The following is a 15051-nucleotide window of genomic DNA, read 5'->3' as shown; positions in this document are numbered from 1 at the left end:
TAGAAAGGTTACCTTTTAGAGTGATTTTTAAGGGTAACCTTTTTTATTAGCTTTTTCTTATTAGATGGAAGAAAGAGTCTGTCTAAAAAAGTCTAATGGCCGGAAATGGAAGTCACAAATCATTAATGGAATTTTGAATTATATGTTAACATTCCCTTGTAAATCAAATTTATCAAGAGTCATTCCTATCGGGATTGCATTGTTGTTATAACCTACTGGGAATTGTGGATCAACTGTGTCCGTTGCGGGGTTACCATAACCATTTGGAAAGTTAAAATTATTTGAATACACTTGAATTTGATTGTCATTTGGTACGAAATTTCCATCACCAGATCTTGAAAAGTATACCGCTAAACGTGTTGCGTGAGGATTAACAATGGAATTATTCTGAATTAATATTTGGTTCATTAACGAATAGTTCACTCGAGAGAAAAAGATAACGGAATTTCCGGACCGATCTTGATGATTGATACTGTTATTTTCAATGACTAAGCTTGTATTTCCTGCAAGATGAGGGAAAAAGTTAACAAACTGGGTAAATCTAGTCATTGTGTTTCCAGAAACATTGATTGTACCAGAAGTTTGCCAGGGGGCTATATTTGGTTCAAATACAACAGCTCCGAGACTTGTACTGCTACCCTGGAACGTATTATTAAGAACATTTGTCATTCCCCTTACCAATTGAAATCTCAGACTTTGAGTAATGATTACGGGGTTATGAATAAATTCATTATCCTCAACGGTGATATTTTGGCACCAAATATAACCACTACGCGTTGTTCCTTCTATGATACAGGAACGAACGGTAATATTATTATAAAGTGTAATTGGTGACGTTGACCTTAACGGGATTCTAAAAATGGCATTTTCACCTGTTACAGCCCTATTTGCAATCAAATGCAGGTTTTCAATTGTAACATCATTTGATTGAATAACGAGTCCATCAACATTTGTATCGGGGCTAAATATGACTTGCGGGAGAGGATTTGTTGGATGACCCAATAAAGTCATTGGTTTGGTGATAATAAGTTGTGTATCAATATTGTATGTGCCTTCTAGAATATGAACGGTTCCCCCTTCTGCGACAGCATTCATACCTTCCTCAATAGTTCCAAATGGGTGTTCTAGAGTTCCATTCCCGCTTTCCGCACCTGCTTGCACATAAATGTTAAATGGGTCAGATGTGATTTGGGCAACAGTATTTAATCCTCGATTTGTTACCTGTAACGTTGTTATATTAACTGCTGTTGTAGCTGTGATTTCAATTCGATAATTATGAGTTCCAGGGGGTGGGGTATCTACCCAGCTAAGGTTAGGATAAAAGGTTTCATTTGTTGCTACTGAAGTACCAAATTGTCTCGATAAATTTAATGGTGCACTCGTAAGTATTGTAGGATCTGTACCGTCCCTTATCAACACATAAGTAATTGCTAAACTATGGTTAGCTGCATTCGCAGTTTCAAGAAGAACCCTAAAAGTAGAATCGAGTTTTATGCTTTCACCTTCAAGCGTGCTTAAAGGTGGAAGTTCAAGAGATATTACCGTACCTGTAGGTAATAGTGAAACAGTATCATTAGCTTGGTCAGTAAATAAACTTGCTCCTAGCCCAGGTGGTCCCTGCTCGCCTTGCGGTCCAGATGGTCCTTGTTCACCCTGCGGTCCGGGTGGTCCCTGCTCGCCTTGCGGTCCAGGTGGTCCAGGTGGTCCAGGTGGTCCCGGGATACCATTATTTCTCCCCATTCATCTCACTCCTCTTATATAAATATTTTCATATTTATCATATTAATTACTAATAAAAAATGGAACGTATAGCTTTGAAAATAGTTATCTATATCAATGCATAAGTTGAATTTATAACATGTTAGGTTATGGTCCTTTGCACCTTGTCCTAGGTTGCATAAATTAAAATAAGTGAATGAAAAAGTATAGGGGCTGATAAATTTGAGAGAGTGTCCACTAATTGGAATTTTAGTAACAAGGAAACAAAGTAGAAAAAAGGTTTTAAAACTTTATCAACATTATAATAATAAAAGATGTAAACTTTACTCATTTACCCCGACAGATATCTTGTGGAAAGAGAAACGAATTATTGGACTTCACTTAGTAGGAAACAAATGGAAAGAAAGTACATTTCCCTTTCCGATGGTTGTTTATAATCGATGTTATAACAAAAAAGTTGAAGCTATTAAAAGTCTAGAGAGTACAATAGGTAAGAGCAAGTGTTTCAATCATATCAACCACTTTAATAAATGGCACCTTTATAATATATTAAAAAATTCAAACCTCGATTCCAATATACCTGCTACGTTTTTATCTAACGAAGTAAATATCCGTGAACTATTAGAAAAATATAGATTGCTATATTGTAAGCCAAGTTATGGTCATAAGGGTAAAGGTGTTTACCGGTTAGAATTACAGAAAAATGGGGATATTCACATCTCCTTGTATAGCATTCTTCCAGCATATATTTGTAGAAATATCGAAGAGATTCAACCCGTAATTGATAAACTCCTCGGAAATAGTGAATATATCATCCAAAGAGGAATTCAATTAAATAAGCTTAATAGTCAATATTTTGATATCAGAGTTCTGGTTCAGAAAGATATCAAGGGACAATGGGCGGTTACAAATATGGTGAGTAGGATCGCTTATGATCTCTACTATAATACAAGCATGTATGAAACAATCTATGAGGCTTCGGAAGTTTTACAAAAACTGTACTCACTTGATGAAAAAAATGGTATCCTTGAGTCCCTTTGTGAACTAAGTATAGAAATTGCTACAACAATCGAACTTCAAACTGGTTTATTAGGGGAACTAGGCATAGACTTTGGATTAGACGAAGAAAAAAAACTATGGATCATTGAAATAAACGGAAAACCACAAAAAAATATATATCAAGACCTAAAGGGTTATCGACATAAACAACTCATATATAGTCGACCGGTGGAATATGCATATTATCTCGCGCAAAAAAGCAGGGGATGAAATGTCAGTCTATTTATTTAATTTAAACAACACCAATTTCAAATTTGAACTTATATGCAGGGCTTTCAAGATATAAAACTGTGATGTGTATTTTGGTGTTCAGCCCTCTCGCATGGTAAACGCGGCCCTTTGGGGACCCCCCTTTTGACAATACACCTCTTAATTGGTTTAATAGGCAAATATGCTAATAGGAGTTGGTGCAAGTGTCTTCACAACATTTTATTGATCAAAAAATATTCCCTGCTGCAAGGACGATAAAGGAATTTGAAAAGTTACTAAAGAGCAAATTTGAAGTGATTATCTTATTGAATAGTCATATTGGACAGTTGAAAAGTTTGATTCAATTAGCCAATAAAGCAGGTAAAAAGGTATTTATGCATGTTGATTTAGTTCAAGGATTAAAAACCGATGAATATGCGACTCAATTTATTTGTCAGGATATCAAACCTGCTGGCATTATCTCAACAAGGAAAAATGTCGTATTAACGGCAAAAAAGCATTCGATTATCGCTGTTCAACGTTTATTCTTATTGGACTCGATTGCGTTAGAGACAAGCTATAAATTGTTAGAAACAACAAAGCCTGACTATATCGAAGTCCTTCCAGGAGTCATGCCCCATATTATAGAAGAAGTGTATGAAAGAACGGGAATTCCTATTATAGCTGGCGGGCTGATTCGTGAAAAAGAAGACGTTGCAAGAGCATTAGAGGCTGGAGCAATAGGGGTAACCACTTCTAGACAAGAGTTATGGAATTTTTAAAAAATAAAAGAGGAAACAGAAATATATTTATAAAAAACATTGACAGCGTTTTCCTGATTTGTTTTAATAGGTAATAAGTTAATAGATTGTGACGGAGATTTGGAGACGAGCAAATGACCTATTCATTAAGTTGATAGGTCCCTTTGCTCGTCTTTTTTTCTTTTAGCAAGGAAATGGAAACGTTCTTTTAAACTCGTAGAAGGAGGAAGTAGGATGTTCACAAATCTTCGTCGCGTCTAAAGATAGGGGGAAATAGGGTCGTGCTACCATTTATGGGAGAATTAATTGGAACGATGATTTTAATTATTTTTGGAGGAGGGGTCGTAGCAGGAAGTGTGTTAAAGAGGACGAGCTCTGAACAAGGTGGATGGATTGTTATTACATTTGGCTGGGGGTTAGGGCTAGCAGCGGCAATTTATGCAGTTGGTAATATAAGCGGTGCACATTTAAACCCAGCGGTAACGGTCGGGTTTGCGTTAATTGGCCAATTTTCATGGGAGAATGTCTTGCCATACATTGTTGCTCAACTTATAGGTGCCTTTATAGGTGCTGTGCTCGTGTGGCTGCATTATTATCCACACTGGAAGCAAACACATGATAAAGATGCGAAATTAGCTGTTTTTTCTACTTCACCATCCATCAACCATAAGCCTGCTAATTTTTTTAGTGAAGTATTTGGAACTTTTATGCTTGTAATGGGGCTATTAGCGATTGGGGCAAATGAATTCACAGAAGGGCTGAATCCATTAATTGTTGGATTGTTTATCGTTGTAATTGGAATGTCACTAGGTGGGACAACAGGGTATGCGATTAATCCGGCAAGAGATTTAGGACCAAGATTAGCTCATTTTCTTTTGCCGATCGCCGGAAAAGGCAGCTCAGGTTGGTCTTATGCTTGGATCCCGGTTGCAGGTCCTTTAATAGGCGGAGCGCTTGGTGCCCTCAGTTATGCAGCCCTTTTTGAAGGAATGGTTTATTCTACTATTTGGGTTGTACTCATACTCTTTTTGGTAACATTATATATATGTATGAAACAAGAAAGTAAGAGAATAGAAGTGCATCAACAAACCGAAAGCACGATTGCGCAATAAGAGAAAATGAACATAATTGGGGGAATTAAAATGGAGAAAAAATATATTTTAGCTTTGGATCAAGGAACAACGAGTTCAAGAGCGATTTTATTTGATAAGTTGGGCTCGATTGTCGCTATCGAACAAAAAGAAATTGAACAAATCTATCCGCAACCAGGATGGGTTGAACATAATGCAAATGAAATATGGGCTTCGGTTTTAGCTGTGATGTCTGGTGTAATGCTAAAAGCTAATATTGATAAAGAAGAAATTGCCGGTATTGGTATCACAAACCAGAGGGAGACCGCTGTTGTTTGGGATAAGCACACAGGGACACCGATTTATCATGCAGTTGTTTGGCAATCAAGGCAAACAGCAGAAATCTGTGATCAATTAAAAGAACAAGGCTATGAAAAGACCGTTCGAGAAAAGACAGGATTGCTGATCGATGCTTATTTTTCAGGAACGAAAGTGAAATGGATCTTGGATCATGTAGAAGGGGCACGAGAACGAGCTGAAAAAGGGGATCTATTATTTGGAACAATAGATACGTGGCTGATTTGGAAGTTGTCAGGTGGAGAGGCTCATGTAACGGATTATTCAAATGCATCTAGAACGATGATGTATAATATTCACGACTTAAAATGGGATGATGAACTTCTTTCGATGTTAGATATTCCAAAAGCCATGCTTCCAGAGGTGAAGCCGTCCTCTCACATATACGGGACAACGGTTGATTATCATTTCTTTGGTGCAAAGGTTCCGATTGCAGGAGCCGCTGGTGACCAACAGGCAGCGTTATTTGGGCAAGCTTGTTTTGAAGAAGGTATGGTCAAAAATACGTATGGGACAGGTTGTTTTATGTTGATGAATACGGGGGACCATGCGGTGAAATCTGAACATGGGCTTTTGACGACGCTTGCATGGGGAGTAGATGGAAAAGTTGAATACGCACTTGAAGGCAGTATTTTCGTTGCGGGTTCAGCTGTCCAGTGGTTACGAGATGGACTACGAATGGTTAAGTCGGCAAAAGATACAGAACAATACGCAGAGAGAGTTACCTCCACAGAGGGCGTGTATGTCGTCCCAGCTTTTGTCGGGCTTGGTACACCGTATTGGGATAGTGACGTAAGAGGAGCTGTGTTTGGTTTGACCCGTGGGACGGAGAAAGAACATTTTATTCGGGCTACATTAGAAGCATTGGCTTATCAAACAAAAGACGTTGTTACGGCTATGGAAGCTGATGCCAATATTAAAGTAAAGACGTTGCGAGTGGATGGTGGAGCTGTAGCGAATAACTTCCTTATGCAGTTTCAAAGTGATCTGTTAGGGGTACGAGTTGAAAGACCAAAAGTTCAAGAAACAACCGCCTTAGGAGCCGCTTATTTAGCTGGTTTGGCCGTTGGATTTTGGGAAAATAAAGAGCAAATCAAAAATCAAGCAGAAATCGACCGTCGTTTTGAAGTGACGATGTCAGAGGATGAACAGCAATCCCTTTATCAAGGGTGGAAAAAGGCTGTAGCGGCTGCCCAAATGTTCAAATAAGTCTTGAAATCTTTTAAAAGTAGAGTATAATTTTAGATAAGTTAATATTGGTCGGAGATGAGGAGAAGACCACAACACTCTAATTAGCTAGTAGCGGTTAGAGATGTTGTGGTCTTCTTTTTTTTCTCTTTTATAAGCTGATAAGGGGGAGTTTTACATGTCATCATTTTCAAGCAAAGAGCGTCAAACCATTTTAGAAGATATGAGTAAAAAGCAATTGGACTTATTAGTGATCGGAGGAGGGATCACAGGTGCGGGGATTGCATTAGATGCACAAGTAAGAGGATTAGAAACGGGCTTAATTGAAATGCAAGATTTTGCTGCTGGTACATCCAGCAGATCGACGAAACTCGTGCACGGAGGGCTTCGTTATTTAAAGCAATTTGAAGTGAAACTAGTCGCAGAGGTTGGGAAAGAGCGTGCGATTGTATACGAAAATGCTCCGCATGTTACGACACCAGAATGGATGCTTCTACCAATGATTAAAGGCGGAACGTTTGGAAAGTTCACAACGTCGATTGGCCTTAAAGTTTATGATTTTTTAGCAGGGGTTAGAAAGCATGAGCGCCGCAAAATGTTAAATAAAAAAGCGGTTTTACAAAAAGAGCCGCTTGTACGTAAAGATCGTTTAAAAGGTGGCGGAATCTATGTTGAGTATCGAACAGATGACGCCCGCTTAACGCTAGAAGTCATGAAAGAAGCAGTAAGAAGAGGAACAAAAGCAACGAACTATACGAAAGCAGAAGGCTTTATTTACAAAGATGGAAAAGTAGTGGCTGTAAAAGTACGCGATCTGTTAACAGGGAAAAAATACGACATCTATGCAAAGAAAATCGTCAATGCAGCAGGACCTTGGGTGGATACTCTTCGGGAAGAAGATGGCTCGAAAAGAGGAAAGTACTTGCATCTAACAAAAGGCGTTCATCTAGTGATCGACCAAAGCCGCTTTCCGTTAAAACAGGCTGTATACTTTGATACAGAAAAGGATGGCAGGATGGTCTTTGCGATTCCTAGGGACGGGAAAACGTATGTTGGAACGACCGATACGTTCTATAATGAGGATATCGTGCATCCTCGAATGACAGAGGAAGATCGACGTTATATCATTAATGCGGTAAATTATATGTTCCCTTCAGTCAATTTAACGGTTCATGATGTTGAATCAAGTTGGGCTGGGTTACGTCCGCTCATTCATGAGGAAGGAAAAAGCGCATCAGAAATTTCTCGTAAAGATGAGATTTTCATTTCAGATACGGGATTAATCTCCATTGCAGGTGGAAAGCTGACGGGTTACCGAAAAATGGCTGAACGCATTGTCGATTTAGTTGCAGAAGAACTAGGAAATCAAAAGCCTTGTACAACGGCTACAATCAAATTATCGGGTGGAGATGTTGGGGGTTCTGCGAAGTTTGAATCATTCATTAAGCGCAAAATTGTTGAAGGAATGGAACTTGGCTTAACCAAATCAGAAGCGAATCGTGTTGCTCATTTATACGGTTCCAATGTTGATAAAGTTTTTTCTAACTTAAAAAACAATGAAGAAGAAGCGAAGACATTTCAGCTACCTCGACTATTGTTAGCTCAACTTCAATATGGGATAGAGGAAGAAATGGTTTCCACGCCAATTGATTTCTTTAATCGTCGCACAAGTGCATTGTTTTTTAACATTAGCTGGGTAGAGAAATGGCAAGGGCTCGTAACTGACTATATGGCCCAAACGTTTCAGTGGTCGAAAGAAGAGAAAGCAAGACATGTAGCTTATCTTGCTTCTGAATTGCATTATGCTAAACATCCAATGGAAGACCCAACAAAACACCAAAGCAAAGTTAGTTGAAATAAAAGGGGAGAGAAACGGTAGCGATACATCCGTTCCTCTCTTTTTTGTGTTTGAAAATGATATTGCTCTAGATACAGCAAATTGCAAAAAATGAAGGGTTACTTCTTTATTAATAAAACAAGTTTGGATAGGTTTCAAGACATTCATAGAAGGGGAATGCTATAATATGGATATAGAAAGGTGGGGTTCACAAATGTTAAACGATAAACTGAAAAAAGCATTAAATGATCAAATGAATTTTGAATTTTATGCCGCTCATTCCTACTTAGCGATGGCCGCTTATTGTTCCGACGAAAGCTTAGATGGGTTTGCTAATTTCTTTCTTGTGCAAGCGGAGGAAGAACGATTTCATGCAATGAAGTTTTACAATTTCATTAATTCATTAGGGGAAAGAGCAACGATTCAATCATTACCAGAACCTAATAACTCATTTACCTCTGTCTTAGACGCCTTTGAAAAAGCGCTGGAACAAGAAAAGGAAGTAACGAAGAAAATTTATCATTTGTCTGACCTAGCTTTAGATGATCGTGAACATGCAACCATGACGTTTTTAAAATGGTTTATTGAAGAACAAGTCGAAGAAGAAGATATGTTTGATAGCGTGATCCAAAAGCTCAAGCGAATTGATGACGATAGCAATGCATTCTTTATGTTAGACGACGAATTCGCCAAGCGTAGCTTCACGCCTGAAGCAGAATAGAATACTCCCTGATAATAACGGATTCCGTTATTATCGCAATCGTTAAAAATGTAACGTAAAATGACTACTAAATTGTATATCAATTTGTAGTCATTTTTTTATTGCTATATCTACATTTCGTTAGTATCTATTTGAATTTGTGTAGGAGATCTGTTGCAGAAATTATCGGAGCACGATGGTTTTTGAGTAGTGGCATTCTAACTTATATTTTTTGTGTTAGACGATATACAGAAATGCATTATTATTTTAGGGAATATTAACAGAAGTGCTTGTTTTTACAAAGTATTATGTATATTTATGGTAAAATATAAAGATAAAGGCCTGTCGAGGCATTTTATATTGTTTATAGCAATGAAATGAATACCAATTGGCGATGAATTATTTTACTAAGTTTTTATTGTTTTTACTGATAGATGTTAAGTTAGCCGTCCACTAATAAAGTATTAAGGTTTACTTCAGGAAAATAAGGTATATTATATTTGTTGAATAGATTCTCTTTAAAGATATGAAAAGTAGGTGAACAAAGTGGGAAAATATCAATTGGATGCCAAAGGTAAGGTAGCTGTGACAAAATTTCATGAAAAACAGACGCCTGCCAAATTTGATAAAAAGCAACAACTTGAAAAAATACGTGCGGATTATTTGAAAAAAAAGCAAAAACAAACAGATAACTAATATGAATGAAAACATAGGAAGACTAATCTCCCTATGTTTTTCTTATTCGAAGTTTTTTTCAATTAATGAAATAATTTTTAGAACGACCGGTGAGCAAATGTGCAAGTGAAGTGGCTGAAAGAAAACACAAATATAATAAATATGAAAGTAAGGAATGAAGCATATGATACTAAACGATCATAGCCAATTTATTAGAGAGATTTATTTAAAAAGGGATCAAATAAAGAGCGATAATTCTTTTCCTTTTTCACTTCCGGTCTTCAGGACATTAAGAGATTTAAAAATGCATCCTAATGTCACCTATATTATTGGTGAAAATGGAATGGGGAAATCAACTTTGCTGGAAGGGATTGCAATAGCTTTAGGATTTAACCCTGAAGGCGGTACATTAAACTTCAACTTTTCAAGTTATGATTCTCATTCAGAGCTAGGTCAATATCTTCGCGTGGTGAAAGGGGTAAATAAAGCAAAGGATCATTTCTTTTTTAGGGCTGAAACTTTTTATAATGTTGCAACGAACATTGAAGAATTAGATAAAGAACCATTAGGTGGAGGTAAAGTGATCGATGGCTTTGGAGGAAAGTCTCTGCACGAACAATCCCATGGTGAATCTTTTTTTGCTGCATTTACGGAGCGTTTTAAAGGTCATGGGTTATATATTTTAGATGAACCAGAAGCGGCTTTATCACCTTTAAGGCAGTTATCATTATTAGCGAGAATCAATGATTTAGTTAATGAATCCTCCCAATTTATTATATCTACGCATTCACCCATTCTTATGGCATATCCTAATTCGAAGATTATTGAACTTACTGAGGATGGGTTACATGAAGTGAGGCTTGAAGATACTCAACACTACTCGATTATGAAACAATTTTTTGATGATCGAACACGCTTATTACACCATCTTTTTGAGTAGAGAACGTGGCAGTTCAGTGAAATTTTCAAAATTATAGGAGGGGTCGATTTGGGAACTTTTGAACTCTTAGCTTTTTCAATTGCAGCATTTTCGTTTTCGATAGCTGTATTTTCAATGGGAAAAGTTGAGAAACTACAAAAGAGAATAAAAGAGTTAGAAGATAAAATAAATAAGAATTAAGATATTTTATCTTCAACTATGGGGAGCATTACCACAATAAGTATATGTAATTCGTTTGATGTTTAATGGATATGATATATTATAAGAAAAAAGGATAACAACTTTGGTGATAAAATAGTATGAGGAAAATTCAATCTTCAGAAAGAGCTTATGAAATATATTGAGAATATGAATTCACTCTATTGAAACTTCAGCTTTAGTGAAACCATTGAATCCAAAATAAGCTTATTAGAGCGTATTGAAGATAATATTCTTATAATTGCTAGAAGTATAAGAGCAGATAAAACCTGGATGGAAAGGCAATCAGTGCGTTCCTTGTTAAAGAAACGCACCCTTAAATTAACAAGTCTAACGCTATATCAGAAAGTCTATGTCTTATTACTAGTTGTACTTTTCTCGACTTTTCATCCAGTCCAATTAAATCTACCGTTTGTTCGCCCCAGGTTAACTTCGTCTCTTCTTCTAATTTCTTCACTTGCTCTTCTACCAACGTTGAATGCTCTTCATATAATTTAATGGCAACTGTCTCAGCCCTAAGTTCCTCTGGTAAACTATAATTTAAACTAGAAAACCATTCTTGAAACTTTCGCTCGCCATATCCACTTAATCTACTATCCAAAACAATCTTTATTTCTTCTATCCAACTCTTGTTAAAACCAATCTCATACATCTTTGTTTTTATATTTTTCAAGGTAATACTTGATAAATTGGGCTTTTTAGTTAATTCTAAGAACCAATAACTGAAAATAATAAATCCAGTTAAATAGACCCAATTAAAATGCAACTCCCCAATATCGAGCCATGACCTATAGGCAAGATATATAAATGTGCTTAAATAGACGACTGAAAGTACCCCAAAGAACCAAAGCCAAAACTTATTTGCCTTATAAAACATATTAAGTTACTCCTTAAAATAATTGAAAACTCGCTTGAAGTGATTGCTCTTGCTGTGCTCATCCGCCTGTAAGTTGAATATCTTTCCTCTATTAATTTTAGCATAAATTACCAGATAGTATCTCCGTAAAACACTGAACACTATTAATGCAAGTGAGTAACGGGCTGGTTTTCCAACAAAATATTGAGGACGGTAACATGAAAAAGACCGTAATTTATTTATAAATTTTCGCAAAAGAAATAAACGAGCTGTCGTTGCTTCATAGAAAAAATTTCAAGGGTTGTCTACTGTGTACAATACTTGGAAAAAAATGTTATGATTTTTAAAGTGTTGAATAAATAGATTGTGTTGAAAGAATCGCAGAAATGAGGATTTAAGTTGGGGATTTTTTTCAAAAAGGTGTCTAAAAAGGAAACTAAGAATTGGGAAAAAGGGTGTATTTTTGGCTTTTATTCTTTCATAATGGCTTTTTTTATAAACCAAATCTATGTCTACTTTTTTAGTAGTTACTTGTTTTCGAACTTTGCTATTTTGGGGATTGGGTTGTTATCTGCTTTTGCCTGGTCTTTCTTTAAAAATGTAAGATCCTAGAATAATGTGAAATCTACGGTTTTATTAATAAAAGTGAAAGTGAAATAATAGTTTCTGAAAGAGGTGGCGAATTGAAAGTTATTGAAACGATGATCTCAGCTTTAATTTGTACGATAATTATATCGTTGGGGTTGTCTCTAGTAATTTATATTCCTATCCAACAAGTAGAAGGTTTTACATTTTTATCTTTATTTTTTTCTTATGTTATTTACTCATTGCCTATTTTTTTATTGGGTGGAATTGGGGCTTCGCTAGTTGTCGAGAAAATATTTAAACACCTACAACTTAAAAAGGATATAGCATATTATCCTTTAGCCCTAATTTTATATGCGTTTGTTGGAATCCTTTTTAATTACTACTTTTATTTTTCCGTTATTAACAAGGAATGGGGGAATAGCATTTTTTATATGTTTGTTGGTATTTTAGGATCTTGTTTATTCTTTCATATTTTACTTCTTACTAGAAAATCGTTACATAGAATTTCAACTTATCATAATGGTGTTCTTGAATAAGAAAGTAAAACTCTTCTTATTATAAGGGAACGATGCTTTAAAAAGTTATCCGTTTGCTTGGTTCCGCTAACGGGGGCGTTCCTGCAATAAGGCAGGGGCGCTTTTTCTATCCCAATAAAAAGGAAATTAATGTTAAACTAAAGGGCAGAATAGTTGAGGAGTAAATTGTATATTTATGGTTAAATAAAGTGGTGCGGAGGTGGAAGAAGTGGAAACTAAAATAGAAATGAGAAAGGCTTTTTCTATTATTAAGATTGTCATTGCTATGATTGCTATTTTTTTAGTTGTTGCAGGAGTATATAACAACAGTCTAAATATCAATATTTTATTCTTATTAGCCTTCTTTACCTTTTTCCTAACGCTAATTGAAACCTATTTTTTTAAAAGGGAAAGATGGAAATTTCATTGTAGATACGATGCTTGCAATTGGATTTTTATTAGCATTTTTCCTATTCTAACTTTAGAAGAAGTTCTTAGTCGGTAAAGGCTCTTATTGCTCTAACGGACAGGTTAATTTAACAGAAAACTTAAATAATCAGCATTGGTGAGTAGAGGAGGGATAGACAATGTTAGAATTTATTAGTCAAAATATCTTTTTCCTATTAACATTAATAGTAATAGGACTATTTATTATTCTAAGACTAAAAAAGAATACTTCTGAAAGGTCCGTATCAAAAGACATTGAATTATTAAAAAGACGTGTGGAAGAATTAGAACGAAATAAATAGTTAGTTTTAAATAAAGCTTTAACACTTTGTGACTAAAGCGATAGCTGAATAATGGTTATCGTTTCTTTCTTATTGAAGTAACGGAGGCAATTGTTGAAGAAATTAAGATTGAATAGTTTTAGAATTGAGGGAATTTTTTATGATAAATTTATCAAAAAAACAGTATTATTTTTTAGTTTTTCTATTATTTATTGCCGTCATTTATGGTTATAAGAAACATCAAGAAGTAAGTAATCAACATAACTATTTAAATCCACTATTAATGGAAAAGGTCCATGCCATTCAGAATGAAATTCATACCGCCTCAAGTATATTAACGACTGTAATGGATGAAAATCAAATTCCTTATGCACAATGGATACAATTAAAAAGTGCTTACAAGACGATTGAACATGCTAGTTATGAAATTGAAGAAATGGCTAGAGCGATATACCCTAATCGTGCTAAAGGTTTAGAGAATGCGACTAAGACAACTTCGTATTTAATGGCAAGTGATTTAGTTTATATAGAAGATAATTTTATAGAAGCTAACTTGGAAAGATTAGATATGATAACCTTTTCAGCGGAAGAACGTGAAGTATTAGAACCTCTATATAACACTACTTTAGCTTGGAGGAAAATATCTAGTCAATATTATGTAGTGACTTCTATTATTACTCGTAAGTATTGGGTGGATATGATGAAAGAAATACAGGAAGAATCTATCTTGTACCAAAAAGATTAATAAAAATAGTAACCTAAGATTTTGAACTAACGGAGTGCGTTTCTGTAAAAAGCGGAGACGCTATTTACATTTCCATCCCAATAAAAGGGAATTAGTGTTAGCATTAAAATAGAGTATAAAAGCTATTGAAGAATTTGGGAAGAAGAGTTGAAAAGTATGTTCGGAGGGGGTGCATAATGTACGATATATCTTCTCATTAATTATATAGAAAAAATAAAGTTAGTTCCAAGTTGTTGTCACTTATCATCTTCAAGTAAAGGGAGCATGTTTTAACAAGGCATCGCTTGCCTTGACCGCTAACGAGCAGAAAGCTTGAAGAAAAAATTGAATAAGGGAGAGGTCGGTCTTTGAAAAGGTTAAACATGAAACATATTAGTTGGAGTCTACTATTCTGTATTTTCATCCCGTTCTTCATCCCAAGTGAATTTCTTAGTGAAGGTATGGGAAGATATAGTTATGGGCTTCCGTTTGACTATATAACATTTTATCAACAATACCCTAATACCGGATGGTTTTTCAATAATTTTTTTAATGGAAATGCTGGTCTTGCTATAAATCCCGCTACTTTTATAGTAAATGTTTTTATTATATATATAATGGTTAGATTCGTAGCAAACAAAATGAAGAAGAAAAAGAACTTAGATTCAAATATCTAATAACAATCACATATTAAACTACCGGGTGCGAATGCTGAACAAGGTTAATCGTTTAGATATTGGAGGTGAAATCACATTTTAGAAAATCGGTTTTATGGTCAAGTAGGAAAATCAACTAAAGGATTTTTTACTTTCGCTATTATCATTATTCTATTTTTTTCTGGAATCTCACTTACGTTCGTGATTCCTGGATTGAAAGGGTTTGACCTTTTTTTTACGATTTTAACGCTATTGATGTACTTTATGGTAGCGAACATATTTGTGGGTCTA

General features: G+C 35.5%; 15 protein-coding genes. 13 read left to right on the top strand and 2 right to left on the bottom strand.

Translation table 11 applies throughout. From position 1 onward, the window contains the following. Window positions 1-138: 138 nt before the first annotated feature. Window positions 139-1740: a right-handed parallel beta-helix repeat-containing protein gene (locus tag LQ50_RS24415; RefSeq protein WP_052144779.1), complete on the bottom strand. Its 1602-nt coding sequence runs from the start codon at window positions 1738-1740 to the stop codon at window positions 139-141. A gap of 201 nt (window positions 1741-1941) precedes the next feature. On the opposite strand from LQ50_RS24415, the gene LQ50_RS14620 reads away from it, so the two are divergent. The 9 genes from LQ50_RS14620 (at window position 1942) to LQ50_RS26285 (ending at window position 10675) form a co-directional block, all read left to right on the top strand. Beyond that, entirely contained in the window at window positions 1942-2988 is a 1047-nt protein-coding gene (locus LQ50_RS14620) for a YheC/YheD family endospore coat-associated protein (RefSeq protein ID WP_052144778.1), read from the top strand. A 203-nt stretch (window positions 2989-3191) separates the two neighbouring features. Further along, a complete protein-coding gene (locus LQ50_RS14615; RefSeq protein ID WP_034630663.1) occupies window positions 3192-3749 on the top strand; it encodes a glycerol-3-phosphate responsive antiterminator in 558 nt (185 codons plus the stop codon). A 260-nt stretch (window positions 3750-4009) separates the two neighbouring features. After that, window positions 4010-4840 carry an MIP/aquaporin family protein gene (locus tag LQ50_RS14610; RefSeq protein ID WP_152608225.1) on the top strand — a complete coding sequence of 277 codons (831 nt, stop codon included), beginning with the start codon at window positions 4010-4012 and terminating at the stop codon, window positions 4838-4840. Window positions 4841-4870: 30 nt separating this feature from the next. After that, the gene (glpK, locus tag LQ50_RS14605; protein WP_034630661.1) at window positions 4871-6364 is read left to right on the top strand and encodes a glycerol kinase GlpK; all 1494 of its coding nucleotides are present in this window, start codon (window positions 4871-4873) and stop codon (window positions 6362-6364) included. A 157-nt stretch (window positions 6365-6521) separates the two neighbouring features. Next, window positions 6522-8198: a glycerol-3-phosphate dehydrogenase/oxidase gene (locus LQ50_RS14600; RefSeq protein ID WP_034630659.1), complete on the top strand. Its 1677-nt coding sequence runs from the start codon at window positions 6522-6524 to the stop codon at window positions 8196-8198. 196 nt (window positions 8199-8394) lie between these two features. Further along, on the top strand, window positions 8395-8901 hold the full coding sequence (locus LQ50_RS14595; protein WP_034630798.1) for a ferritin: 507 nt from the start codon (window positions 8395-8397) through the stop codon (window positions 8899-8901). Window positions 8902-9426: 525 nt separating this feature from the next. Next, window positions 9427-9576: a hypothetical protein gene (locus LQ50_RS25790; protein ID WP_034630658.1), complete on the top strand. Its 150-nt coding sequence runs from the start codon at window positions 9427-9429 to the stop codon at window positions 9574-9576. A 163-nt stretch (window positions 9577-9739) separates the two neighbouring features. After that, on the top strand, window positions 9740-10495 hold the full coding sequence (locus LQ50_RS14585) for an AAA family ATPase (protein WP_034630655.1): 756 nt from the start codon (window positions 9740-9742) through the stop codon (window positions 10493-10495). Window positions 10496-10543: 48 nt separating this feature from the next. Continuing rightward, on the top strand, window positions 10544-10675 hold the full coding sequence (locus LQ50_RS26285) for a hypothetical protein (protein WP_272913724.1): 132 nt from the start codon (window positions 10544-10546) through the stop codon (window positions 10673-10675). 334 nt (window positions 10676-11009) lie between these two features. Here LQ50_RS26285 and LQ50_RS14580 read toward each other — a convergent pair whose 3' ends face one another. Continuing rightward, window positions 11010-11570 (bottom strand): hypothetical protein, encoded by a 561-nt coding sequence (locus LQ50_RS14580; protein WP_237563719.1) that lies wholly within the window; start codon window positions 11568-11570, stop codon window positions 11010-11012. 662 nt (window positions 11571-12232) lie between these two features. Here LQ50_RS14580 and LQ50_RS14570 point away from each other — a divergent pair. From LQ50_RS14570 to LQ50_RS14560, 4 genes are all read left to right on the top strand, one after another. After that, complete coding sequence (locus tag LQ50_RS14570; RefSeq protein ID WP_034630653.1) at window positions 12233-12673, top strand: hypothetical protein; 441 nt, start codon at window positions 12233-12235, stop codon at window positions 12671-12673. A gap of 199 nt (window positions 12674-12872) precedes the next feature. Then, window positions 12873-13157 carry a hypothetical protein gene (locus LQ50_RS14565; protein ID WP_152608224.1) on the top strand — a complete coding sequence of 95 codons (285 nt, stop codon included), beginning with the start codon at window positions 12873-12875 and terminating at the stop codon, window positions 13155-13157. Window positions 13158-13239: 82 nt separating this feature from the next. Next, on the top strand, window positions 13240-13401 hold the full coding sequence (locus LQ50_RS25460) for a hypothetical protein (protein ID WP_161784686.1): 162 nt from the start codon (window positions 13240-13242) through the stop codon (window positions 13399-13401). Between the two features lie 139 nt (window positions 13402-13540). Next, window positions 13541-14125 carry a hypothetical protein gene (locus tag LQ50_RS14560; RefSeq protein ID WP_034630650.1) on the top strand — a complete coding sequence of 195 codons (585 nt, stop codon included), beginning with the start codon at window positions 13541-13543 and terminating at the stop codon, window positions 14123-14125. Window positions 14126-15051: the final 926 nt, after the last annotated feature.

Origin of the sequence: Halalkalibacter okhensis (assembly GCF_000787375.1) — a bacterium.
GTDB lineage: Bacteria > Bacillota > Bacilli > Bacillales > Bacillaceae_D > Halalkalibacter > Halalkalibacter okhensis.
The sequence above is the reverse complement of the archived record's forward strand: the minus strand, read 5'-3'. Positions and strand labels throughout refer to the sequence as shown.

Bases quoted from the DNA above. Each gene is read 5' to 3' on its own strand.
- LQ50_RS24415 (WP_052144779.1), bottom strand. From the start codon at position 1,740: ATGGGGAGAAATAATGGTATCCCGGGACCACCTGGACCACCTGGACCA.
- glpK (WP_034630661.1), top strand. From the start codon at position 4,871: ATGGAGAAAAAATATATTTTAGCTTTGGATCAAGGAACAACGAGTTCA.
- LQ50_RS14600 (WP_034630659.1), top strand. From the start codon at position 6,522: ATGTCATCATTTTCAAGCAAAGAGCGTCAAACCATTTTAGAAGATATG.
- LQ50_RS14595 (WP_034630798.1), top strand. From the start codon at position 8,395: ATGTTAAACGATAAACTGAAAAAAGCATTAAATGATCAAATGAATTTT.
- LQ50_RS14585 (WP_034630655.1), top strand. From the start codon at position 9,740: ATGATACTAAACGATCATAGCCAATTTATTAGAGAGATTTATTTAAAA.
- LQ50_RS14580 (WP_237563719.1), bottom strand. From the start codon at position 11,570: ATGTTTTATAAGGCAAATAAGTTTTGGCTTTGGTTCTTTGGGGTACTT.
- LQ50_RS25460 (WP_161784686.1), top strand. From the start codon at position 13,240: ATGTTAGAATTTATTAGTCAAAATATCTTTTTCCTATTAACATTAATA.
- LQ50_RS14560 (WP_034630650.1), top strand. From the start codon at position 13,541: ATGATAAATTTATCAAAAAAACAGTATTATTTTTTAGTTTTTCTATTA.